Origin of the sequence: Aeribacillus sp. FSL K6-2833, assembly GCF_037965815.1 — a bacterium.
Lineage (GTDB): Bacteria > Bacillota > Bacilli > Bacillales > Aeribacillaceae > Aeribacillus > Aeribacillus composti.
The window spans coordinates 293043-316423 of sequence record NZ_CP150189.1 but is presented as its reverse complement, the minus strand read 5'-3'; the positions used below and the strand labels follow the sequence as shown (position 1 = coordinate 316423).

21 protein-coding genes are annotated in these 23381 nt (G+C 38.5%); 11 read left to right on the top strand and 10 right to left on the bottom strand.

What is annotated here, in order from left to right:
• Positions 1 to 324 precede the first annotated feature (324 nt).
• From brnQ to NSQ94_RS01650, 5 genes are all read right to left on the bottom strand, one after another.
• On the bottom strand, positions 325 to 1686 hold the full coding sequence (brnQ, locus tag NSQ94_RS01670) for a branched-chain amino acid transport system II carrier protein (protein ID WP_339229973.1): 1362 nt from the start codon (positions 1684 to 1686) through the stop codon (positions 325 to 327).
• A 321-nt stretch (positions 1687 to 2007) separates the two neighbouring features.
• Complete coding sequence (locus NSQ94_RS01665) at positions 2008 to 2484, bottom strand: flavin reductase family protein (RefSeq protein ID WP_063386534.1); 477 nt, start codon at positions 2482 to 2484, stop codon at positions 2008 to 2010.
• 361 nt (positions 2485 to 2845) lie between these two features.
• Positions 2846 to 3685: a zinc ribbon domain-containing protein gene (locus tag NSQ94_RS01660; RefSeq protein ID WP_327856055.1), complete on the bottom strand. Its 840-nt coding sequence runs from the start codon at positions 3683 to 3685 to the stop codon at positions 2846 to 2848.
• 103 nt (positions 3686 to 3788) lie between these two features.
• Positions 3789 to 5102 carry a beta-N-acetylhexosaminidase gene (gene nagZ / locus NSQ94_RS01655; protein WP_117017021.1) on the bottom strand — a complete coding sequence of 438 codons (1314 nt, stop codon included), beginning with the start codon at positions 5100 to 5102 and terminating at the stop codon, positions 3789 to 3791.
• Positions 5099 to 6499, bottom strand: a complete 1401-nt coding sequence (locus NSQ94_RS01650; RefSeq protein ID WP_158640151.1) for a zinc-ribbon domain-containing protein — start codon at positions 6497 to 6499, stop codon at positions 5099 to 5101. The genes nagZ and NSQ94_RS01650 overlap by 4 nt, the downstream gene beginning before the upstream one ends.
• 370 nt (positions 6500 to 6869) lie before the next feature.
• Between NSQ94_RS01650 and NSQ94_RS01645 the strand changes: the two genes are divergently transcribed.
• Genes NSQ94_RS01645 through NSQ94_RS01635 form a run of 3 tightly spaced genes read left to right on the top strand, consistent with a single transcriptional unit; the run spans position 6870 to position 10199 of the window.
• Positions 6870 to 7913, top strand: a complete 1044-nt coding sequence (locus NSQ94_RS01645) for an NDP-sugar synthase (protein WP_066250486.1) — start codon at positions 6870 to 6872, stop codon at positions 7911 to 7913.
• Entirely contained in the window at positions 7910 to 9127 is a 1218-nt protein-coding gene (locus tag NSQ94_RS01640) for a glycosyltransferase family 4 protein (RefSeq protein WP_117017019.1), read from the top strand. Before NSQ94_RS01645 ends, NSQ94_RS01640 begins: the two co-directional genes overlap by 4 nt.
• The gene (locus tag NSQ94_RS01635; protein ID WP_066250481.1) at positions 9108 to 10199 is read left to right on the top strand and encodes a glycosyl transferase; all 1092 of its coding nucleotides are present in this window, start codon (positions 9108 to 9110) and stop codon (positions 10197 to 10199) included. Before NSQ94_RS01640 ends, NSQ94_RS01635 begins: the two co-directional genes overlap by 20 nt.
• Positions 10200 to 10371: 172 nt before the next feature.
• Here NSQ94_RS01635 and NSQ94_RS01630 read toward each other — a convergent pair whose 3' ends face one another.
• Positions 10372 to 10800, bottom strand: a complete 429-nt coding sequence (locus NSQ94_RS01630) for an SRPBCC domain-containing protein (protein ID WP_066250478.1) — start codon at positions 10798 to 10800, stop codon at positions 10372 to 10374.
• 177 nt (positions 10801 to 10977) lie between these two features.
• Entirely contained in the window at positions 10978 to 11475 is a 498-nt protein-coding gene (locus NSQ94_RS01625; protein ID WP_198318555.1) for a 2,4'-dihydroxyacetophenone dioxygenase family protein, read from the bottom strand.
• Between the two features lie 271 nt (positions 11476 to 11746).
• On the opposite strand from NSQ94_RS01625, the gene NSQ94_RS01620 reads away from it, so the two are divergent.
• Positions 11747 to 11914: a hypothetical protein gene (locus NSQ94_RS01620; protein ID WP_339193957.1), complete on the top strand. Its 168-nt coding sequence runs from the start codon at positions 11747 to 11749 to the stop codon at positions 11912 to 11914.
• 311 nt (positions 11915 to 12225) lie between these two features.
• Here the strand turns inward: NSQ94_RS01620 and NSQ94_RS01615 are convergent, their stop codons facing one another.
• Together NSQ94_RS01615 and NSQ94_RS01610 are read right to left on the bottom strand one after the other, a co-directional pair.
• Entirely contained in the window at positions 12226 to 13437 is a 1212-nt protein-coding gene (locus tag NSQ94_RS01615) for an MFS transporter (protein ID WP_066250471.1), read from the bottom strand.
• Between the two features lie 979 nt (positions 13438 to 14416).
• Positions 14417 to 14566 carry a hypothetical protein gene (locus tag NSQ94_RS01610; RefSeq protein WP_186439321.1) on the bottom strand — a complete coding sequence of 50 codons (150 nt, stop codon included), beginning with the start codon at positions 14564 to 14566 and terminating at the stop codon, positions 14417 to 14419.
• Positions 14567 to 15110: 544 nt separating this feature from the next.
• Between NSQ94_RS01610 and skfA the strand changes: the two genes are divergently transcribed.
• The 7 genes from skfA to NSQ94_RS01575 all read left to right on the top strand — a co-directional run bounded on the left by skfA (position 15111) and on the right by NSQ94_RS01575 (position 21382).
• Positions 15111 to 15278, top strand: coding sequence for a sporulation killing factor (gene skfA, locus NSQ94_RS01605; RefSeq protein ID WP_063386524.1), 168 nt, complete (start codon positions 15111 to 15113; stop codon positions 15276 to 15278).
• Between the two features lie 207 nt (positions 15279 to 15485).
• A complete protein-coding gene (gene skfB / locus NSQ94_RS01600; RefSeq protein ID WP_339229970.1) occupies positions 15486 to 16721 on the top strand; it encodes a sporulation killing factor system radical SAM maturase in 1236 nt (411 codons plus the stop codon).
• Positions 16718 to 18217 (top strand): type II CAAX endopeptidase family protein, encoded by a 1500-nt coding sequence (locus NSQ94_RS01595; protein ID WP_339229968.1) that lies wholly within the window; start codon positions 16718 to 16720, stop codon positions 18215 to 18217. Before skfB ends, NSQ94_RS01595 begins: the two co-directional genes overlap by 4 nt.
• A 15-nt stretch (positions 18218 to 18232) precedes the next feature.
• Entirely contained in the window at positions 18233 to 18955 is a 723-nt protein-coding gene (locus NSQ94_RS01590; protein WP_117017012.1) for an ABC transporter ATP-binding protein, read from the top strand.
• Positions 18948 to 20396, top strand: coding sequence for a sporulation killing factor system integral membrane protein (skfF, locus tag NSQ94_RS01585; protein ID WP_311066778.1), 1449 nt, complete (start codon positions 18948 to 18950; stop codon positions 20394 to 20396). Before NSQ94_RS01590 ends, skfF begins: the two co-directional genes overlap by 8 nt.
• Positions 20397 to 20439: 43 nt before the next feature.
• Positions 20440 to 20946 (top strand): HEAT repeat domain-containing protein, encoded by a 507-nt coding sequence (locus NSQ94_RS01580; protein WP_063386519.1) that lies wholly within the window; start codon positions 20440 to 20442, stop codon positions 20944 to 20946.
• Between the two features lie 13 nt (positions 20947 to 20959).
• Complete coding sequence (locus NSQ94_RS01575; RefSeq protein ID WP_094244947.1) at positions 20960 to 21382, top strand: TlpA disulfide reductase family protein; 423 nt, start codon at positions 20960 to 20962, stop codon at positions 21380 to 21382.
• Positions 21383 to 21821: 439 nt separating this feature from the next.
• Here NSQ94_RS01575 and rhaB read toward each other — a convergent pair whose 3' ends face one another.
• Entirely contained in the window at positions 21822 to 23303 is a 1482-nt protein-coding gene (gene rhaB, locus NSQ94_RS01570; protein WP_327873478.1) for a rhamnulokinase, read from the bottom strand.
• Positions 23304 to 23381 lie beyond the last annotated feature (78 nt).

Sequence of the window (23381 nt, the reverse complement as noted above, 5' to 3'; positions counted from 1 at the left end):
GGTTTTCTCTCAATTAATAAAGTCTAAAGAACGGCATACATCTTCAAAGCTTCTGATATCATTCCATTATATTGTAAAGGGGATACTTCTAGCAGCTGCTAAATATCCTTTATTTTTAAATCCGAACTTGCGAAGGGTGGATAGACTTTAACCTCTACAAGAAAAATACCATAATCACTAAATAATAAAAAGAATCTTCCTTTACTTTATAAAAAATTGTCAATGGTCAAGTTTGATCAAAAAAAGGAACCTTCCTTAAGAAAGTTCCTTTTTTATAGCTTATAAAAATTCAAACTATTCTTTCTATTATTATAATAGAACATTTTACGCTCTAACAGTTGATTTGGCCTGAACCCTTCCGACAATACCTGTAATAATAATGACAATGATCGCTGGAATAAACCAGCCGAGTCCTTGTTTATAAAATGGCAACACTTGTTCATAGAACGAAACAATCGGTACCATCCATCCGAAATAATCAATTCCAAGTGAATTACATAATGATTTCAAACCGTCAAAAATACTGATTAAAAATGTAACTCCAGTCGCTGAAGCATATACAATGCGTGCGTGATGGAAAAGCGGCGACAAGAACGTTAACAAAATCAAAACAATCGCTAGCGGATAGATGAACATTAAGACAGGGATAGAAAATGAAATAATGTTCGTTAATCCAAAGTTTGCTATTACAAAAGTAAGTAAGCTAAAGAAGACAACCCACGTTTTATAGCCGATTTTCGGAACCAATTTATGAAAATATTCAGCATTCGCCGTTATTAAACCAATGGCAGTCGTTAAACATGCAAGAATGATAATAATAGCCAGCATAATTAAGCCGAATGTGCCAAAATAGTGTGAAGCCGCATTGCTGAGAACTGGTCCGCCTGTTTCAAAAATTCCGAAAGCTTCTGTACTTGTTGCTCCTAAATAAGCAATTCCTATATAAATCAGTGCAAGCAGTGAAATGGCAACAGTTCCTGATTTTGCTGTAGCTTTCATAATATCTTTTTTTGATGTTACACCTAATTTGCGAATGGCATTGATCACAATAATGCCAAATACAAGTGATGCAAGGGCGTCCATTGTATTATAGCCATCTATAAAGCCTTGAGCGAACGCATGAGTTTTATACACTCCTTGCGCTGAACCAATATCCCCAATAGGATTCACAACTACCATAAATAAAAGTATGGCAAGAAGAATCACAATTCCAGGCGCTAGAAGTTTTCCAACATTATCAACAATTTTAGCCGGATATAAAGAAAACCAAAAAGTCACAGCAAAAAATAGCAGTGTATAAATAAGCAATCCAACCTGATGAAATTCCTCTGCAACAAACGGCGCAATACCTACTTCATACGCAACAGTTCCAGTCCGTGGTGCTGCAAAAAAAGGACCAATTGTTAAATAGAGCAATGATGTGAGAAAGACGGCATAAGTCGGATGAACTCTACTAGAAAGCTCTTGTAAATCACTGCTTCCAGAAAAACTCATCGCAATAATCCCGAGGAACGGCAATCCGACTCCAGTAATAATAAATCCAGTCACAGCAAACCAAAGATTCTCCCCGGCATTTTGTCCAAGCTGAGCTGGAAATATTAAATTCCCCGCCCCAAAAAATAGGGCAAACAACATAACACCAATAACAGTAAGTGATGAAAATGATAGCTTGTTATCCTTATCCATAATTATTTATCCCACCATGATGAAATTTTTTAAAATTAATTTATTAAAATAATTTGCATGATTCGTACAATAAATCGTATTATACTATTTTTTTATGAAAATTTCAATGAATTCATATACTTATACTACGTACATTCACTTGGAAAAAGCGCTTGAAGCAGGCGAAAATGAACGCCCGCTTCAAATAATCGTAAGTCATCATCGCTTATTCTTTAAAATCTTGCTTCAATCTTTAGCCGAACAAAACTATATTCTTATTTTTCGTCTCAAATAATAAAATTTGCAGGTCTTTTTAACCGGAACATTATTCTTATAAAAAGTTTAGCCTCCATAATAGAAACCGGTTTCTTTCAATGTTAGTGGATCGCCTTCCCGATGCACGCCGGCATTGATCACTTCACCGACGTAAATATAGTGGTCACCTTTTTCTATTTTTTCCACCACTTTACACTCAAAAAAGCTCAACGCATCTTTAAAAATCGGGCATCCTGTTTCTTCCGTATAAAATTCGTATCCAGCCAGCTTGTTTCCTTCCGGTTCAATGGATCGGAAAAAGGCAGTAACCATGTCCTTCTGACCCGTCTCCAAAATATTGACGCTAAATACTCCGCTTTTGGCAATTTGTTGTTGTGAACGTGTACCCGCTTTTGCGGCAACTGCAACTAAAGGCGGTTCAAAAGAGGTTTGCGTCAACCAATTTCCAGCAAATCCATTGGCACCGTTTTCATCTTTCGTTCCGACAATGTACAAGCCATATGTAATTCCACGTAAAGCCGTTTTTTTCGCCTTTGCATCCATGTTGAGCATCACCTTCCTTTGAAAACAATTTTTTGGATTGTTTTGGTATTTCCTTTAGCTTCATTTTAGGCAAACGATTAAAATATGTCCAGTTTCAGCTTATAGTTTGCCTAGAATATCGGCCAATTGTTCCATACTGCTTCCAATTTTCTCATAACGGCTTAACTTAAAGTGTCATATCATACAATAGAATGAAAATCAGCCTATTAACATATGAAACGCTGGTATGCGGCGGGCATACCAGCGCAGAAGGTGATCTGATGCTTTTAAGGCTTAACGGTACTCATTGTGTAAGTCTATATTGTATGAAAATTAAAGCAGCTAATATTTAGATTCGTTCAAAATGTTTAATGTCACTCCATCACCAAAAATATCTCCATTGATCAACAATTCTTCCCATTGCCGAATCAGCCAATATACCGATAAAAATCGCAAACACGATGGAAAATATAGCAACATAGATAAAAAATGAGTATAAAGGATCTATTCCTTTTGAATATTTCGTTAGCAGTACACTTATCAAATAATATGGAATTAAAACGATCGCAAGCAAAAGTGAAATGATCAGCACAATGTTTCCATAAACATGGGATTTTAACAAAACTAGCAATAACGCGATAAGCGAAACAATGATCGCAGTGGTAAGATGTGCTCCATATATAGCTGTTACCTCTTGAAAAGATGCACTTGATCCAAACAATTTATTAACAATGAACATACACAATAACACGAGCGCAACAATAAGAAAAACAAATATAAAAACATGAAAAAATACCGAAATATACGAAGGTCCATCATAAAACTCATTTATCAGTCCTTGAGTACCATGAATTGCCGATTTAAATAGATTGCGGACAAAAACGCTAACCGTTAGTGTGACAATGAACACAAATAAAATAATGCTGATAAAGCCATTCACCCATTCATTTTTTTCTTTGCCAAAAATGGATGACGGATGTTTCAAAAAATGAACGAAATAGCTTCCATATACTTTTGACTGCTTTTTAACCTTTTCTACATGTTCATTCATTTGCGTGGAAGCTGCTTGGCCATAAGACGGTTGGGGATTTCTGTTAATTGAAGCCTGATCCCCGCCGCCTCCCACTGTTTCTTGTAGATTTGGATCATTATTCAATTTTGCCCCGCATTTCCCACAAAAATTTCCTTTTTCTTGTTCATTTCCACATTGATGACAAATCATTTTCCTCTATTGTTCCTCCTCCATTGATTGGTATAACATGGGCAGCCGCCTACAATCGGCTTGCCCAAACATTGAATGAAGGTCTTCTACGAATTTAATTGAATCACTGTTCCTTTGTATTCATCCAATTTTCGATCAGTGTTTTATGCTCCTTGCTTCCAACTGTTTCTTTCGCATATTGCGGATCAACGATCGGATTTTGAATAGTGGATAATTTATGCATTAGCACTCTTGTCACCGCTTCGTTGATGCGTTTTTCTTGAATTTTTCCGTCTTTCACTGCTTTCACTAAGCCATTATAAACCTCCACTTGATGCTCATATTCATGGCAAACGAGCAGCAAATCCGCTCCGGCATTAATCGCTTCGATTGCCATATCTTCATATGAATAATATTTATTTACTGCGCCCATTTCAAGATCATCCGTGACAACAATTCCTTTATACCCCAGCTTTTCCCGAAGCAGCTTTTGAATCATAACAGAAGATAAACTTGCTGGTTTGCTAGGATCATAACTTGGATATTTAATGTGAGTCATCATAATGAAAAATTGATTGTGATCTGTATTTTCAATGAGCTTTTTAAATGGATAAATATCGGAATTCTCCAAATCCAATTTGTCCGCTTTTACAGAAGAAGTGTCAATATGCGGATCAACGCTGCTTCTTCCGTTGCCGGGAAAATGCTTGAGCGTTGCTGTAATCTTCGCTTCATGCAATCCTTGAACCACTTTTGCACCATACGTATAGACCGCTTCCGGATTTGTACCAAAAGATCGGCTGTCAGTCTCTGACAAATCCAAAACGGGTGCAAAATTTAGATGAAATCCCATGGCAGCCAATTCCCTTCCGTTCAGAAGAGCAATATCGTACACCGCTTTTTCATTTGCAGCTTGCCCTAGCTTCTGTTGGGATGGGATGGGAGACACTTTTTCTCTCATCCGCAAAATGTCTCCCCCTTCTTGGTCCACTCCGATCATAAGCGGCACTCCAAACCGCTTTTTCAGCGCGAGCCTTTGCAAAGAATTATTTAATTGCGCAACTTGTTCCGGAGTCTCCATGTTGCGGTCAAACAAAATGACAGAACCGATATGTTTGTTTACGATTAAATCGGTTATTTCCTCGTCTTTTTCCGTGCTTTTAAAGCCCACCATCAAAAGCTGGCCGACCTTCTCGCCCAAAGACATATCATCCACTATTCTAGCTGCTTTTTCTTCGACCGTTTCTTCTTTCTTATCGTTTTTTTCTTCTTGCAAAGCTGCAACATTACCCGCTTCTTTTACTTCCGGTTCTTCATGCTGGTCTTGAATCTTTGTTTTTTGATTTTCCTGAAAGAGCGGCAATTTCGGGATTGATATAATGGCAAAAATACTCAAAATAAATATGGCGAAAATGAGAAGCAAAGATTTCCATTTCATTCCGTTCTAGTATTTAGCTTTTTAATTTCAGGCGTTGCTAATTTCCAGCCGTCTGATTCCTTCACTAAATACCATTTCCCTCCCCATTCTTGTACTAATGTGGAGCCGTCGTCCTGTTTGTCATAAGAAGTTAATTGAAAACTCACTGTCGCTTGATCATTTTCTATACTTTCCACACTTACATTCGTAACTTCATTTTTAAAATTGTTTTTTAGCCCTTTAGACCATTTTTCATAGCTAATTTTACTGCGACGGCTTGAGGAAAACATTGCATATGCAGTTTCGTAGTCACCGCTTGAGATACTAGTATAATGGCTCATAATCACATTTTCGATCTCCGATTGTTCATCATGATAGTCTTTTAATGAATCTCCAACATCTTCGAAATCTTCCATTGGAATTTCTTGTTCAAATAATAGATCAATCGTTTCCCCGGCTTCTTTAATTGTCTTTTTATTGCTTTTCACCGTACCATCAGCAGTTTTTATTTCGGCATGAAGCGTCATCGAACCGTCTGTTGCAACTGGTCCAAACTCTTCTACATCCGAAATTTTTAAACCTGTGCTCTTTCCATTGACGAATAAAGTGGCATCTTCAATATTTGAATATAAATATACATAATCTCCAGTTAAATCAAAATTTATGTACACTTTATTTTCTTCTGCATCACTTGGCGAAACTTCTTCCACTTGCTTTACGTCTGCGTATTCTCCTTTGTATACTGCTTGCACTTTATGATTGATTGGCAAAAACGGCCCGTAAGTCCGTTCTTCGTCTTTTTTTATAGGTTCATATTTTTTTCCATCTATGTAAATATGGCTATCATGATTTGCCGTTACGACAATATATAAATTTTTAGGTATGAGTGCATAATAGTCAAAAAATAACCATTTTTTTCCTAATTTATTGATCGAAATATCTGCATCTGTATGCTCAGGAAATGCCCCTTTTTCATAAATAACGGCTTCTTTATGCAAGCTATTTTTCAGTTCAGAAAATTCCGATGGGTTCATTTGATAATGGTCAATTAATTGTTTGGCCACTTTTTCATCTATTTTTATATCCGATTGCTTCGAGTTTAGTAAATGAGCCACTTTTTTTGCATCATGATTGTTGATCGCTAGAATAAAATTTTCCGCCAGTTTTGTCGGTTTATAGACCGATTTTACAATAAAAAATGAACTTGCAATTACTAAAATTAATAGAACTCCAATACTTGCAAAAATCTTAGATTTTTTCGTTGCCAGCACCGGTCTTCTTGATCCTGATCCCTCCCCTGCCTTCATTACATTTTGCGATTGTACGGCGTTTTGTGATTCTACGACTTTCGCGCCGCAATTCGTACAAAATGTTTGATTTTCTTCTAATCGGTGTCCGCATTGTTGACAATAGTTCAACGATATCACCTGCTTTCTTCATAAAATTCAAGGAGATTATATCATTTCATAAGGCTTTTGATAGATTTTCTGAATAATTAGACATTAAAACAAACAGCACTCTTCTTAGAGGTTTTTCAAACATTTTTTAAGCTTCTATCAATCGGAGTGGAGACTTTGAACAAAAGGGTGTTATATGCCCCTTTTTTCATTAAGTATAGGAAAACCCCCGACTGAGTTGAAATTCATACATTTTACTTATATAAGGAATTTTGTTATAATATTTATTAGCAACCAGTAGGTTTGAGTGCTAACAATATACGCCACTTTCATTTTTCATTCATCCATCTGTTATGAACTTCATAATCATAGACTAATGGAGGGATGACAAATGAAAACATTACTGTTAGCTGGTGGTTTAGGAACACGTTTACGCCCATTAACTGAAAATTTGCCGAAACCGATGGCACCCATTGCTAACCGGCCATGGCTCGAACACCTCATCACTTATCTTCGCGATCAAGGAATCAACCAATTCGTAATAGCCTCACATCACTGTTCAGATGTCATAAAAAATTACTTCGGAGACGGCAAACGTTTCGGTGTAGACATTGAGTACTCTGATGAAACACATCAAATGGGAACAGCAGGAGCTATCAAAAATGCTGAAAGATTTTTGAAGGAAAGATTTCTTGTTGTAAATGCCGACATTGTTCACTTGCCAAACTTGATTCCTCTTCTTGAATTTCACGAACAAAGCGGCGGGATCGCCACAATTGCACTGACGGAAGTAGATGACCCTTCTTCTTACGGTGTCGTTCAACTGGACGATTCCAGCCGGATTTTGCGTTTTGTTGAAAAGCCTCGTCGTGAAGAAGCACCATCAAATTTGATCAATGCTGGTTTGTACATTCTTGAACCAGAAGTAATGCGCTACATTCCAGCAGGACGTGAAGTTTCTATCGAACGTGAAACATTTCCCACCCTTATTCAAAAAAGCAAAAATGTATACGGAAAAATAAGCAGCGGTTACTGGTTTGATATGGGAACACCAGAACGTTACCGGAAAATTCATTGGGACGTTCTTGAAAATCGGAACCCGTTGCCTACTCGCGGAAATCAAGTTCAACCGGGCGTTTGGTTAGGAAAAGACACCAAAATCGGATCTGCCGTCCGCTTTATCCCTCCTGTTTTAATCGGGGATAATGTCGAGGTAGGCGATCAGTCAGTAATTGGTCCGTTTGCAGTGATTGGTGATCATTGCCGCATTGGCTCCAAAGTGCATTTTTCAAACTCTATTCTTTGGGATCAATCAAGCATAAGCGATAATATTCGTGTCAACAACAGTATTATGGCTTACAAGACATTCTTAAATGAAGGTAAAGTGTACGACAACTTGATCTTGAACCAATATGAGAGGGTGATGCAAGCATGAGTCGAATTGCATATGTCAGCACATATCCTCCGCGCCGCTGCGGTATTGCTACCTTCACTGAACATGTATTTACAAACGTAAGCGCTGCTGGCAAACGCGGTAATCGAGACCCAATCATTGTACTTTATAATGAAAATGATGACAGAAATGTATATGAAAATAATCCGAGATTTTGGCCTTTGCCAATGCAAGATCGTTCAGCTTATGTGAAGATGGCCAAAAGGGTCAATCGAAGCGATATTTCTGTTGTAGTTTTGCAGCATGAATTCGGCATTTTCGGCGGTGAAGCGGGAGAGTACATAGTCGACTTTGTACGCGCATTAAATAAACCGCTCGTTACGACGTTTCACACGATTTTCTCTGATCCTAAGCCGCCATATCGGCAAGTCCAGCAGGAAATTGCCGATTTAAGCGACGCTATAGTCGTCATGAATCGCAAGGCTGTCTCTTATTTAGTCCGAGCGTATAATTTGCCCGAAAATAAAATTGTCTACATTCCACATGGATCGCCTAAACCTCGAGATAACGAGCGGGATCAGCTTCGCCGCCAGCTGGGATTTGAAGGCAGAAAAGTATTGCTTACATTTGGATTACTGAATCGCGGCAAAGGAATCGAGTCTCTAATTTCAGCCCTCCCAGAAGTTGTCCGTGAAGTACCGGAAACGTTATATATTATCGCGGGACAAACGCATCCTGAAGTGAAAAAGCGGGAAGGAGAATCATACCGTGAAGAGCTGCAAAACATGATTCGTCAGCTCGGATTAGAAGAGAATGTCCGAATGATTGACCGTTACTTTAATGAAGAGGAGCTCGTCTCCTACTTAACAGCGTGTGATCTATATGTAACTCCTTATCCGGGCTTGCAGCAAATCACAAGCGGAACGCTGGCTTATGCCGTCGGAATAGGCCGTCCGATTCTCTCCACGCCATACGAACATGCGCAAGATTTATTAAAAGGCTGTGAAGAACTGCTTCTTCCGTATGGCGACATCAAAGCATGGGAACAGCGATTAAAAGAGCTATTAATGGATGACAATGCATTGCACCAATGGGAAAATCGAATTCGGCAGATTGGAAAGGCAACCCATTGGCCAACTGTCGGGATGCAATATTTGAAGCTGTTTGCCAAAATCGGCGAAATGGACTTGGATGAGAAGGGTGTGAAAGAGCCGAACGAAAGCGTGGTGAAACACGTTGCCCCAACCAAATATTAATTTTGATCATTTGGAACGTTTAACTGACGATACAGGGTTGATCGAGCATTGCCTCGGCCGGATTCCGCGCCGTAAAGAAGGATATTCAACAGACGACAATGCGCGCGCCCTTTGGCTATGTATTGAATGGATAGAGCTTCTTCAAGATGAACCGTCTGAATTGAAGAGACTCTACGGAATGCTTGATCGGTATTTAGCCTTTTTGCTTTGGGCTCAAAGGGATGATGGATGGTTTCATAATAACTTTTATTATGACCGAACACCTGAATCGGAAACTCGATCTGAAGATTGTCTTGGTCGATCAGTTTGGGCAGTGACAATGGCCTATTTAAAACTTAATGACAATGCCCGCCGCTATGTGGCAGCAGAAATTTTGCGCAATGCCCTTTCTGCATGCCGCAAGCTTCGTTTTGCCCGCAGCCAAGCATGGGTGCTGGCCAGCTGCAGCAAACTGCTCATGGAAAAGAAAAACAGCATTTCCTCTCTTGGAATAGCAGAAGATGAACTTAAACAATTGGCAGAGACATGCGAACATAGTTTATTAACAGCATACAAAGAGCACCGAACGGAAGATTGGCATTGGTTCGAAAAACAAATGACATATGCCAATGGAATTTTGCCTTGGGGATTATTTTTATCCTATCGATACAACCGTCGCAATGAAACATTGCGAATTGCCAAAGAGAGTCTTGATTTTCTCATCGAAAAGATGGGCGGATTCAACAGCTCCTCCATTCGTCCAATCGGCAACCGGGGTTGGTGCAGCCGCCACAATCGCGCCGACTGGGATCAGCAGCCCATCGATGTTATGAAACTAGCTTTAGCTGCAAACGAAGCTTATCATATTTTGGATGATTCTGCTTACTTACAAGTTGTACTGCGCTGCCGAGACTGGTTTTATGGCGGGAATGACCATCACATTCCTTTAGTCGATCCTAGCGATGGCAGCTGCTGTGACGGTCTGAACTCCGATGGCCCTAATCAAAATCGGGGCGCGGAATCAACTCTTTCCTATTTAATGACTGAAGCTTTAGCACATCCGCTAAAATTGGAAGTATTCGAAAAGATTTAATAAAAAATCTTTTTTTCAGTTGTTCAAAAAAGTGCAGCCGCCTTTTCCTCTATTCTTCGGACGATATGGCGATTGCATTGGGGAGATCATCATCTCCCTAATTTTTTTGCTGTTTTCTTTTCCTCCAAGTTATTTCCTCGAGCTGGATCTGAAAACGTAAATGAATTTTTTGTTATTCCACAACCTTTTGCAATTTTTTTAAAATGTTCATCCAGCCATGATTCATCCGTTCACGAACAACAGAGCTTTTTTCATTTACTTTAGGCAGCACATCGTCAGGATGCTTCCATCCGCTGTGAATAAGAGTAAATTCAGTTTTATCCCCTAAATCCTTCAAAATAAATGAAACAACCCAGCCTTCTGTATCCCATGTGAAAGAGAGGCGGTAAGGCGGTTCAAGTTCTACCACTTTACATGGAGACGGCCCGAAAGGAGATTGCAGATGGAATTCATGTCCCAGCTTTGGCTGAAAATCATTTGGCATGAACCATGACGCAATCCCCTCTGACGTAGCCGCCGCCTCCCAAACTTTTTCAATTAAGGCTTCTAATACAATTGATTGATGAATGTCTTGTAATGGATTTTGATGATTTTTTTCCATAGTCTTGCTCCTTTTTACATCATTTAGTTTCAAATTATATGAAACCACAAGGTATTATGTCAAATGCACTGACTCATGAAATAGAAATTCTTAGATATAAATGAAAAAAACCGTTCCGAACTAGAACGGTTCTTTATCTTTGTAAACGCTATCATTTTTTGCATCAGTTTCAAAGGATCATAAAAACAAATCTTTATTAATGGGCAAATTATTTTTCTCGCAATAAGTTAAGTAATGATCGATAAACCAAAATACATCTACCGTTTCAATGATACGGTCTTGATCATCGAGAAATTCAAGCGGTCCGTTTAAATGAAACACAGTTTCCATCCCTTCGTCGGAAACGAGTGTATGTGTCCTGCCCGGACTTTCGCGAATAAAATCTCCCGGTTTTGCGATCCAGTCGTATTCTTTGTAATACCAGCTTCCTTTAATCACATAACCAGTGACAGGACCGCGGTGGCGATGCCTGCCAAGCGTGCCGCCAGATCCAACCCGAAGAACATTGATGGAAGTATTGCTGCGAATATCAAAAGACAAATGGCGTATCCAGACGTTTTCTACAAACGGGACCCATGGCGAAGTTTCTAAAGAAGAATGGATATAACCTTCAGAAAGCGCAAATTGGTCTCGTCTCACATCTATTCTTTTTTCCACCTGTACATAATGATCCACAATATCCCCCCGCGCCTTTTTATTTTTCTTTTAAAACAAGGTGAAAAAATTCACTAAATGTATATGATTTCTTCATCCAAATATGACAAATTCTTTTTAGTCTAGAAGAAGGAAAGGTACTGCTAAAATTTACAATAATTAACATATTTGGTTATAATCTAATATGAATAAAAATTATTCATCTTTATCATTTCATTTAGTTCATTTTCTCCCCTGCTTTATGGGCATATGCAAAAATAAAGATCAAAACAGAGGTGAAAGCAAAAATGTTGTGTGGATTTCTTTAGCTGAACAGTCTGCAGCAGGAATTGAACAAACATCTGCCGCATCCGAACAGACGAACAGCTCGATGGAGGATATTTCAGTAAATTCCATGAAGTTGGCAAATCTGTCAGAAGGGCTCAACGGGTTCGTTCAACAGTTTAAGCTATCTAACTAATTTCTAATACCAATTATTTCAAGCTGGTCGAATACGTTTCATGCGAATGGCATGCCAAAATACAAAAAAAGGACAGCCTTTGATTAAAGAGGCTGTCCAAAAATCCGTAAACGCCCAAGCGATCGCGCTTTATTTTCCTTGTACGACGACTTCAATTGAACTTCGTCGCCAGCAAATGATCCAATTCCCCGCACTGTTTAAAACAAGTTACGGGTTGGAATCAATTTTCCCAACGAGAATAGATTTTTACAAGCCTATTCATCTTGTCACTTCGGTCTAAAAAAGGTGATAAATAACAACAGTTCTTAGCGTTAACTAGACGACTTGGATTTGGCCAGTTTCGTATTTTTCAATGACTTGTTTTGCCAAAAGACAGTAATAAAAAGTGTAAACACTAATAAAATGCATCCTAAAATGAAAGGATACAAAATTTGAATATCATATAATATTCCCGCCAACATCGGCCCCAATATATTTCCTATACTCATATATGCGTTGTTTAACCCCATGGCAAAGCCTTGTTCATTTCCAGCCATCTTTGAAATAAGAGTGTTCAAAACAGGACGCAAGATGGATGTTGCAAGAAAAATCAAGAGGGTGATGACAAAAAACAGAGAATAGCTGTCGGCAAACAATGAAAGGAAAAATCCAATTGCAACTACGCCTAAAAAGAAATTTAAAACGGCTCCTTCCCCAAAGCGGCCGACAAGCTTATCGACCACAAACAACTGCACAATCACACTTATCAGTCCAGTTAATGTAACCATCCAAGCAATTTCTTGCGGTGTTGCCCCAAACTGATCATCCATATATAACCCGATGACAGATTCATAAGCCATTAAACCAAAGCTCATAACAAGAGTAATAATCAACAGCATAAAATAAGGCTTATGAGCGGACGAAACCAATTTTTTTAACATCGGCTCATCATTGATTTGCGTTTTTTGTTCCGGGGTATGTTGTTGTTCAACACTTTCTTTTAAAACTGTTAATGAAAAAATAACAGCAGCTAAAGAGACGATCGTTGCAACAAGAAAAGGCATTTTCAACCCAAAATCAGCAAAGAAACCGCCAACCCCTGGTCCTATTACAATCCCAAGCGACATGGCTGCTGATATGAAACTGTTGCCTTTAGCCCGCTGCTCAATTGTCGTAATATCGGCAATATAAGCAAAAATAGCGGGTACCAGAAGCGCGGAGCCTATCCCTCCGACTACACGCGAAGCGTACAGCCACCAAATGGAATCAAATGCGTAAAAGATAAACATAGAAACAGTTAAACCGATTAATCCTAAAACAATCATTTTTTTCCGTCCATACTGATCTGTCCATTTCCCTGCAATTGGAGAAAACACAAGCTGGGCTCCTGCAAATATTGCGACCATTAAACCAGCTGCCGTACCGCCTTGACCAATGGACTCCAAATAAGCAGGCAATATGGGGATAATAATGCCGAAGCTTCCAATAGTTATAAACATGTTAATCATTAAAATAATCATTTTTCTCCACTGAGACATTGACATAGTGAGTACCTACGCTTTCTTCCGGTCTATTTCAAGCACATAGAAAACCTGCTATTCCGTTTTCTGGACAGCAGGTTTATTCTACAGGCATACTGCGGTGATTAAGTATTTAGCATTTTCAAACACATACTAATCCTATCCAGAAAATATATTCGCTTCCTTAAAAATGCAGCTTAAAGATAGAATTAGTTAGTCATATCCAAACCATCATCCTTCCGCTTTTTTACAGATTTATAATATCTTATAACATCAAACAAATCAAATAAAAATTTAAATTCAATGCAGGCAACATAATGCTGAAAAGGGAAAAAATAAAAATTTAAATTCAATGCAGGCAACATAATGCTGAAAAGGGAAAAAACAGAAATCCCGACCGAGAGCCTGAGGAAAAAATCCGAGCGTTGAAAAAGAAACTCGGCATAGACGGTACGAATGAAAGCAAAATGATGTGCCATCAACATAAAAACTAACGTATATTATAATCAATACAGGCATTTAAACTTAGCAGACGCACTATCCGGCATGCTTTAAGATCCGCTGTCTTTCATTCTACTTGAAGTAAAATGTATTCGCTTAGAATTTGAAGATCCAGCGAAAACTCAAAAGGGCAAAATACATGTGGTTTTGCATGATACCAACTTTTTCCCCGTTTTGTTCGGGGGCTGTCTATGATAATTCATTTGATGAAATAAAATCCTCTGAAATTGATTCATTTGAAACGAATTTTTAGCACATAAAAAAACCCCCTCAAAGTTGTGAGAGAGTTTAACCCCTTAAACAAACGTTTGATTAAAACCCTGCATGACTTAAAGTCCCAGCAAACTTACCTCCATAAACAGCGCTCTCATCAAATTTTGTATTTGGTCAATATTATCGTTTCATGGGCATGTTTGGACAATTTTATTATCGACACTTAAAATGAATATCCTACATGTTTTCATCTTCATCAAACGTTTAGATGCCCCACGATGAACACCTCCTAATTTAGAGCCTGCCTTAATCTAAAAATGCCTTCCGCAATTTCTTCTTTTGTTAAATTTCCATATCCTAAAATAATTTTGTTTTGATGGATTCCTTTTTGAATAGCATGAACTTCTTCAGGATAAATTTTCACTTTATGCTTCTTCATTATTTCATTTACTACTTGATTAAAAACACGATGTTTTGAAATTCTGCGACTAAATGCAAACCGGTGGAATCGCCAAAAATTTTAACTGTGTCGCCAAATTGTTCAGTCAAACATTTTTTTACATAGTCACGCCGCGCTTTATATATTTTTTTCATTTTCCTGATGTGGCGCTCTAAATGCCTTTCATCAATGAAACGCTTTGTAACTGAAAGGGCTGAGGTGAAGGAAGTGGCAAGGTCTTCATATGGATTTGAGTTTATACAAAAACCGTAGCGTAAATCGCTAATCGCTGGTTGGATGATAAGGCTTACCGGTTGCTGAAACGGACATCCTGTATCAAAAGGCTAATAAGCATGAAACTTGTATCAATAATAAACAGCTCTTGCACCAATACAAGCTGTTATGAAATCTTTATATTAAATTTTCAAAAAATTATAACAAAATGACAATTTATTTCTTACTTCGACATTATCGCTATGCTAAATTTTAAACAGTTATATTTTATTCCAATAATGACCATTTTTAATTGGAAGGAGATGGGATTATGGAGAAGCAAAAAAAACAGTGGGAGCCAACAGCTATCAAGGAACTGAAAAAGCCAGCAGGCACCTCGATTGTGAAAGCGGCTGGATGTATGAGCTGCTGGGCCTCAAAAAGTATCTCGATGACTAGAGTCTGCTGGCTCCCACATCCGGCAATGCGCCTGCTATAACCATTATATTCAAAAGGATTGCAATGGAGCAGTTTTTTAACTGCTCCCTAAAATAAAGGAGTAGTGGCAGTGAAGCGCACCCATCCAATGTCATATATATACAGATTTGAGAAACAAAGTTAGAAAACGTGTCGAAAAAAAATTTTTTGACACCCCTTAAAATGGCTACAACCATTGATATATCAACATTTATAGAGGGAGGATTTTATGTCAAAATTGTTAGAAACGGCAACTAACACTTCACCAGAATTTGCGATCCACTTCCAACCTCATGGGGCCATTTTGCTTGACAGAAAAAGCATGTTCTATTTTAGACTTAGCGGCAGGGGAACAGAATTAGCCTTAATGCTTGCCAAAAATAACAGTGTTCAAAAAACGGCAAGAATTTGGGAGATTCTTTCCAAAGAAAAGGTAAGTGAGGAAGAATTAAATAACGAGCTAGATTCACATCCATTTACATCAGCGTGGAAAAAAGGCCTGCTAAATCACCCTTTGATGATCACCGGATCTACAGAGTACTATTTGCCAATCAGCTGCACCCTTCAATTAACAAATATGTGCAATTTGAAGTGTCCTTTCTGTTATGCAAGCTCAGGAAAACCGTATCCAGATGAACTATCATCTTCCCAATGGATAAAAGTGTTGCAAAAACTCGCATCTCACGGTGTAGCTGACATCACCATTACAGGCGGAGAAGCAAAGCTAACAAAAAATTTCTTGAAAATCATTGCCACAGCCAGTTCTTTATTTACGAACGTCAACCTTTTTAGCAATGGCCTAAATTGGCGCGACGATGAGATTGAACTGATCAGCCACTTGGGAAATGTCAGTGTCCAAATAAGTATAGATGGAAACAGCAGCACCCATGACCAGTTAAGAGGGAGAGAAGGAGGATTTTCCGAAAGCTTGAAAAATGCCGAACGTTTTGCTCAATCATCGGTTCCCGTCCTCATTGCTATGACTGTTAACCAACTCAACTACAAAGAAGTTTATGAAGTAATCGAAAAATCGGTGGAAGTTGGCGCAGTTGTATTTCGTGCGGGTCAAACTATTCCCGTAGGCAGAGCATCTGAATATCAAGACATGACAAGCGAAATGAAGGAGAAAGTAAAGCAGCAGTTGGCAGACGCCAAAAAAAGATGGAGTGATCAAATCATTATTATTGATTGGGAAGACCACCATCAAAATGATAGTCTTACAGATTTCTGCACGCCGGGATTTTTGTCATGGTATATTCGTGCGGATGGACAAGTTACACCTTGTCAAATTGAAGATACATCCCTTGGAAACGTCTTAAAAAACAGCATGCAGGAGATCGGTTCACCGGAAAGGCTAATGCAAGCGAAGCGACTTGCTAAACAATGTAGATGTATAGGAAAGATAGAATTACCTGAAGCCGATTTGCCTTTTACCATTCAAAAAGAAGCTGAGGTTAAACCATGATGACGACCATCATCCATTTATTATGGATCATCCTTCCTATTGCAGGAACCTTTCTGTTTTACAAATTCAAACCAAAAACGTACGAATCGCTATTATTACATAAAAAAGAAGCTCGGGAATTGGCAGTGCAATTCATTAAACGGTATTCCGGCATTGATGTATCAGATTGGGATTTTTATGCGATGTATTGGTACGACCGAAATACCGTCAATATGCTGCATCACCTAGGATTGTTAAGCAAAGTTCGCCATATTTTATATCATTGGGGTTTAGTCGAATCATGGAGAATTAGATTCGTTCGAGAAAACCGATCAGTCATCATTGGCATCAATTCAAATGGAGAAATTACGTTTTACACCGCGAACCTGTCAAAGAAAGAAATGGCGAAACATAAAGGCGCTTTTTCCTCTCCGGAACAATTAAAAAAAGAGCTTGCCGTCTCAGATAATGGATTATGGGCTGTATCTCAATTCACAGGTGCAGGCAGAAAAGAAGAAGACTTGGAAAATATTGAAACGTACTGGTATATTGCCGAATCTCAACCAGTAAGAATGAAAATAACGGTTGAAATCCATAACGGGCAAATATTCTATATCGGTTCAGAACAAGAGATATTGACAGAAGACATCGAAACAGCGGTTAAGAAAGAGCAAATGGAATCTACCTTAAATATGACGGGAGTATTAGCGTCATGCCTGGCCGTTATTGCAGCGATCATCATCCTTATCAACCTTCGCCAAAATGCCGGCATCACTGCAAGCATCTTGCTGGGGGCGGTTCTATTCTTTTGTAACATCATAACAATAAAAGAAGACATTCAACTGAGCATCGTCAATACTTATGATTCCCGCCTCAGCATAAAAACGGTTTATGCTCTTGGAATCTTATCGGCAATTTTAGCAGGATTGGCCACAGGTTTCGTCGTATATATATGTTCATTGGCAGGGCACTCTTTGAGTAATGTTCTCCAAATAGCTTTTTTTGATAATGCTGTATGGCAGTTTTTCGTCGGCTTAAGTGTCGGCATCGGCTGCTTAGGTTTTTTTTCAGCAATTTTTTCATGGCTGGAAGAGAAAAATTGGCTGCGAATTTCTCCCGAGTTGTCCAATCGTACCATTTACTTGTCAGGCTTTACATTTAAACAAGGATTAAGCATCGGCCTGCAAAGTTCCATTGCAGAGGAAACAGTCTACCGTTTGTTGATCATTCCGACGATATGGTGGTTGAGCGGCAATTGGGCTTTGGCGATCATCATTTCCTCCATTCTATGGGCCATTATGCACCAAGGAACAGGATTTCATCCCAGATGGATCAGATGGATCCAATTAGTGATCTTTGGCATTATACTGGGATTCTTTTTCATCCAGTTCGGTTTTCTGTCCTCCTTAACCATTCATTTTATTTACAATTTTATTCTTGTCATGAAGCCGCTTTGGGATTACACTTTCCAGAAAAAATTGAAGGCCAGTGAAACCTTCAAACAACCCTCAGTATAACAATGGAGGAGAGGCATGAAGATCATCCAAGTAACCAATTTGAAGAAAAAATATCGTAACGGTGATGGTGTAGAAGATATAACTTTTTCCGTTCATTCAGGAGAAATCGTAGCCTTATTAGGGCCAAACGGGGCAGGTAAAACAACAACCATTAGGTGTCTCGCTGGATTATACACCCCTGATGATGGGACGATCAAAATTGCGGGGCATTCCCCTGGTACGGTTGAAGCGCAGCAATCCGCTTCGCTAATTCCGGATCACCCATATTTGTACCCTACCTTAACCGTAGCGGAACATTTGCAATTTCGCGCCAGAGCCTTCAAAGTTGAAAAAAAAGACCTTCAAAAAAAAGTTTATGAAGCTTTAAAAGCGGTAAATATTGAATCGTTGGCGGATCGATTAAGCGGTCAATTGTCAAGGGGACAAAAGCAAAGGGTTATTTTGGCTGGCGCCATTATACAAAACGCTTCTATATATATATTGGATGAACCAACAATCGGTTTGGATATTTCTTCCAAACAATGGCTTGCCAACTGGCTTGTCCGTAAATCAAAACATCATAGCGCCATTCTCATATCCACCCACAGCCTCGAATTTGTATTGGAAACGGCTAATAGAGTGTTATTAATTCGAGAAGGCCGTATTGTAAAAGAAATGGCCGTACCAAAAAACAACGAAGAATATCCAGCCTGGAAGCAAGAAGTCATACGCAGTTTAGGGGATTGGTCAAATGATTAATATTTGGTCATTTTTGTTCCTTCAAGCGAAAAGAGAAATCGATAGCCAAAAACACGGGATAAAATTCTTTCTGTTCATTTTTGTTTTATTTATATGGTTTTTTCTATTTCAACTTGAATGGGGGGCTAATTCCAGAAGTTGGGACATTGCCTATACAGGATGGATTTGCTCAGGAATTTTTATTGTCATGACCATTTTTGGGCTGCTTTCCAACCGCATACCTGGGCTCATGCAAGACGTCATATGGCTTTATACCGCCCCTTATTCTTTCACTAAAATCGTTTATTCCATATTATTATGGCGATTGTCTTGGAAAGGGTTGCTCTGTCTTCTCTCAGGAATCACAGCTGATGCCGTTTATTTTTTGGCAGGAAATCCATTTGGCCGGTTAACAGCACAATCAATCCGATTACTTTGTCTCATTGTTTTATTAGAATCATGGATAATGGCTATGTCCTGTGCCAGAACTGTAAAAGGAACAAAAATTGCTTTCTCCTTTGTTGCCTTCATTCTCACCGTTATATATGGTATTGCTCTCTATGGTTCTTTTTTTCAAGCCAATGAATTGATTTGGCAGAAGTATATTAGCCACCATATCGGCTTTATCGGCTATTTATTTACAAACAGCTTTTTGCTGCAAGGGTTTCTTGCCTTTCTAATCATGATCGCCCTTTCGTTCATGATTATTCGAATAACAACGAAAAAATCGGAATGCAAAGAAAAATTGGTAAAAGAAGCTGATTTTTGGGCGGAGTTTCAAGATCATCAAACCGATTTTTTTAAAAACAGCCTGAAAGAGATGCACACATGGTGGGGGCTGAAAGGATTAAACGGTATTTTTTCTTTCCTTTGGCTCGAAATATTGCTTGCCAAGAAATACATTTTTTTTCATGCTACTCATTTGTTTGTTCTTCTCATCTTAGTTCCCGTTTTCATTGCAAAAAACATTTATTGGTTTTATATTTTGGTCGTTTTAACAATCGGAGCTTTTTTCAGCAGTTCCTACTATTCAGGATTAATTAGACATGCAAAGTCTGGAGATCTTTTTTTGCTGCCGGGAAAACTATGGAAAAAAGCATTGCTGCTGGAAGGCTCGAATACCGCTTGGATCTTTCTATTTTATCTTTATTGCGTGGGTATGTGGCATTTCCATTTCAACACTGCTTTTACAGATTTCCTTTCATTTAGTTTGTACGGGCTTGGAGGATACATGCTCATGCTTTCCATCCGCTGGGCGGCATTTGTTAGAACATATAAAAAAGACCCCTCTCTCAGCCTGATTTCATACTATAAAAATTTTGCTTTCATTTGTATGGGGAGCACCCTTTGTTACATCCTTTTGTTTTTTCTTTTCAAAAACCTTCTTTTCTATTGGCTGCCTCTTTTCATGATCGTGTTAAGCACGATTTTATTCTTATCTTTCTATCAATATGAACGTTGAATCAGAAGGGATTTAATACTTTTTCTTAAGGAGATGAATTTTCATGAGTTCAAATGAAATAATCTCTCAAGCCTTAACGAAACTAAAAAGCAGCGATGAAGCAACGGTATTTCAAGGAGTGAAAGAGCTAAAAAAAACGGGAAAAGCCGCTGTCCCAATACTCATAAAAGCTTTAAAAGATGAGAAATCCCTCCGAATGATTTCATCCGTTGTGCTGGGGGAATTTGGTGCAGATGCAAAGGAAGCAGTTCCCGAACTCGCTTCGCTTTTAAAAGATGACGACGAAGATATAAGAATGTCAGCTGCTTTATCCTTAATGAGAATCGGACATCACAGTCTGAACGCCCTCGTTGAAGTTGCACGAAATACAGAAGGAAAACCGCGTTTTTGGGCATCATGGGCAATCTCCTTGATCGATCCGTCTAAAATTGAACCTCTTATGTTGAAGTGTCTAAAAGAAGAACTGGATAAGCCGTCCGGAATGGTCAGTCCTTTTGCCGCGGAGGAAGCAATTGGTAAAATTATCGCTATGCAACTAAAGGATCAATGAGGAGGAACAGCACATGGATTTAATACAAACAATGACAAAAGACTTGCCGTGGCTGAATGTTCCAAAAAACGGCCATGATTTCCCATCATCCAATCGGCTTTTGTTTTATTTTTGGTCAATTAGCTGCCCGTATTGCAGTGAATTAACGGATCAGTTATTAGAAGAAACAGTTAATCTTGAAACCTTTCATGTCATTGCCGTTCATGTACCTTATACAGCTGAAGAGAAAGCGTTGGAGCTTGTGAAAACACGAGTAGAGGAAAAAAAGATTACAATTCCTGTAGTTTTAGATCAAAACTATGCAATCGCACAATCTTTTGGTATTCAAGGAATCCCTGCTTTTTGCCTAGTCAATCAACAAATGAAGAAAGAATTATTAACAATGGGAGAGGAAGGTTTTCACAAAATGATGAAAAAAATTAAACAGCTAAAGTAAAGTCTTACCGCTTTTTTCTTGACTTTTTCACTGTAAAAAGAATCGGTTTACCTTTTTAAATATTTCTCTATTAAAATTTATGTTCAACATTCCGTTAACATTTTTCTTGGAGCAATAAATTGAGAGAAAAATTTTTTTGGTTCCTTTTGAAGTTCATTTATTTGCCTTTTGGAATAGTGTCTTTATTCTAAAATCTCTTTTATTGTACATGATCCGATAAAACGGCAGCTAATCTATTAAGAACATCAAAAGGAACCTTTCCATATTCTGTTTCATTTTGCGCCCCAAGTTTAAATGAAATTTTTTGAGGCTGTTGGAAATGCTATTCCCCAACTCGATGTACTTTTTAATGATAATGCATTCCAATTGCTGGTGAACATAAATTGGAGCGCCGCTCATTCCTGATGTAACATAGGCACTATGAGTTATTGTGTTATGATCAATTTTTCTTATGGAGCCGGTACTCTGTACATATCCAGGAGAAAACAGCTTGTTTAAATTGTTCTTTTAATACATCGTTTCCGCTTTCTCTTGGATCAAAACGCTTTATAGAAAAAGAGTTCAAAACTAGATTCCGTCCTTCCTGTAAATTTGCAAGCTTTTTCTCCGCTATTAGCTGAATTAAAATATTTCCTACAGCCGTTGCTTCAGAGGGACCGGCAAAAACCGTTTTTCCGCTTACAGCAGCGGTCATTTCGTTTATGAAATCATTTTGCGAGCCGCCTCCGACAATATATAATGAATCGATTGTTCTGCCCGATATACTTTCAATTTCATCAATTGACAAGGAATATAGTATAGCCAGATTTGTAAATACACATCTCGCAATTTCTCCTGTTGATTGCGGCACAGGCTGAAGCGTTTCCCTGCAATATTTCTGAATTTCTTCTACCATATTGTCCGGATTAAAAAATCGCTGATCGTTAAAATTGATAAATTGTTTGCACGGAGGCGCCTTTCTTGCCTCATCAACCATTTGGGCAAAATTGTAATCTTTCGTTAAATGTCTTCTCACTTCTTGAATAATCCACATGCCCATAATATTTTTTAAAAAACGGTATGTCCCAAACACTCCCCACTCATTTGTATAATTGTAAAATAATGATTTTTCTGTAATGATTGGCGCATCCGATTCAATCCCAATCAAAGACCAAGTTCCGCTGCTTAAATACGCCCAATTTTTTTCAGCAGCAGGTACTCCTGCAACTGCGGAAGCTGTATCATGAGAACCGACTATAATCACTTTTGTTTCGGGCAGATCGTAATCAGGAAAATATTCGTTTCTGACATATCCGAGCATGTCCCCGGGGTAAGAAAACGGCGGAAACTGCTCACGCTCAATTGACAGCAGCTGAAGCAAATCTTGATCAAAATCTTTTTCTTTCACGTTTAAAAGCTGAGTACAAGATGCGCTTGTCACTTCCGTCACTGCACATCCAGTCAGTTTGTATCCTAAGTAATCAGGAACTGTCATAATCATTTTCGTTTTTTCAAGATTTTCTTTTTTTTCTTCATATAACTGGTATAAGGTGTTGAAGGATAAAAACTGAATGCCTGTTTTTTCATATATATCTTTTTTGGAAATATGCTTCGTAATCTTCTCAATCGTCCGTTCTGTTCTTTTATCTCTGTATGCTATGACCTCTTGCACCCTTTTTCCTTCTTGATCGACCAGCACATAATCTGTAGCCCAAGTATCGATTCCAAGTGTACACCTTTTCACTCCCAATGTTTTGGCATATGCCAATCCCTTTACAATTTCCGTCAGCAAATGATCAATATCCCAATAATACGTTCCATTTCGTTCCGTAAAACCATTGGCAAATCGGTGTATTTCTTCAATTGTCAATTTCCCATTTTTTATATCCCCTATGACAAGCCGTCCGCTTGATGCACCGATGTCAACTGCGATATGTGTCATTTTATCCCTCCTAAAATTCACACAATCTATGAAGCTGCTAAATGTTTAGCTTAAAAATTAGGATAGCATTCCATAACT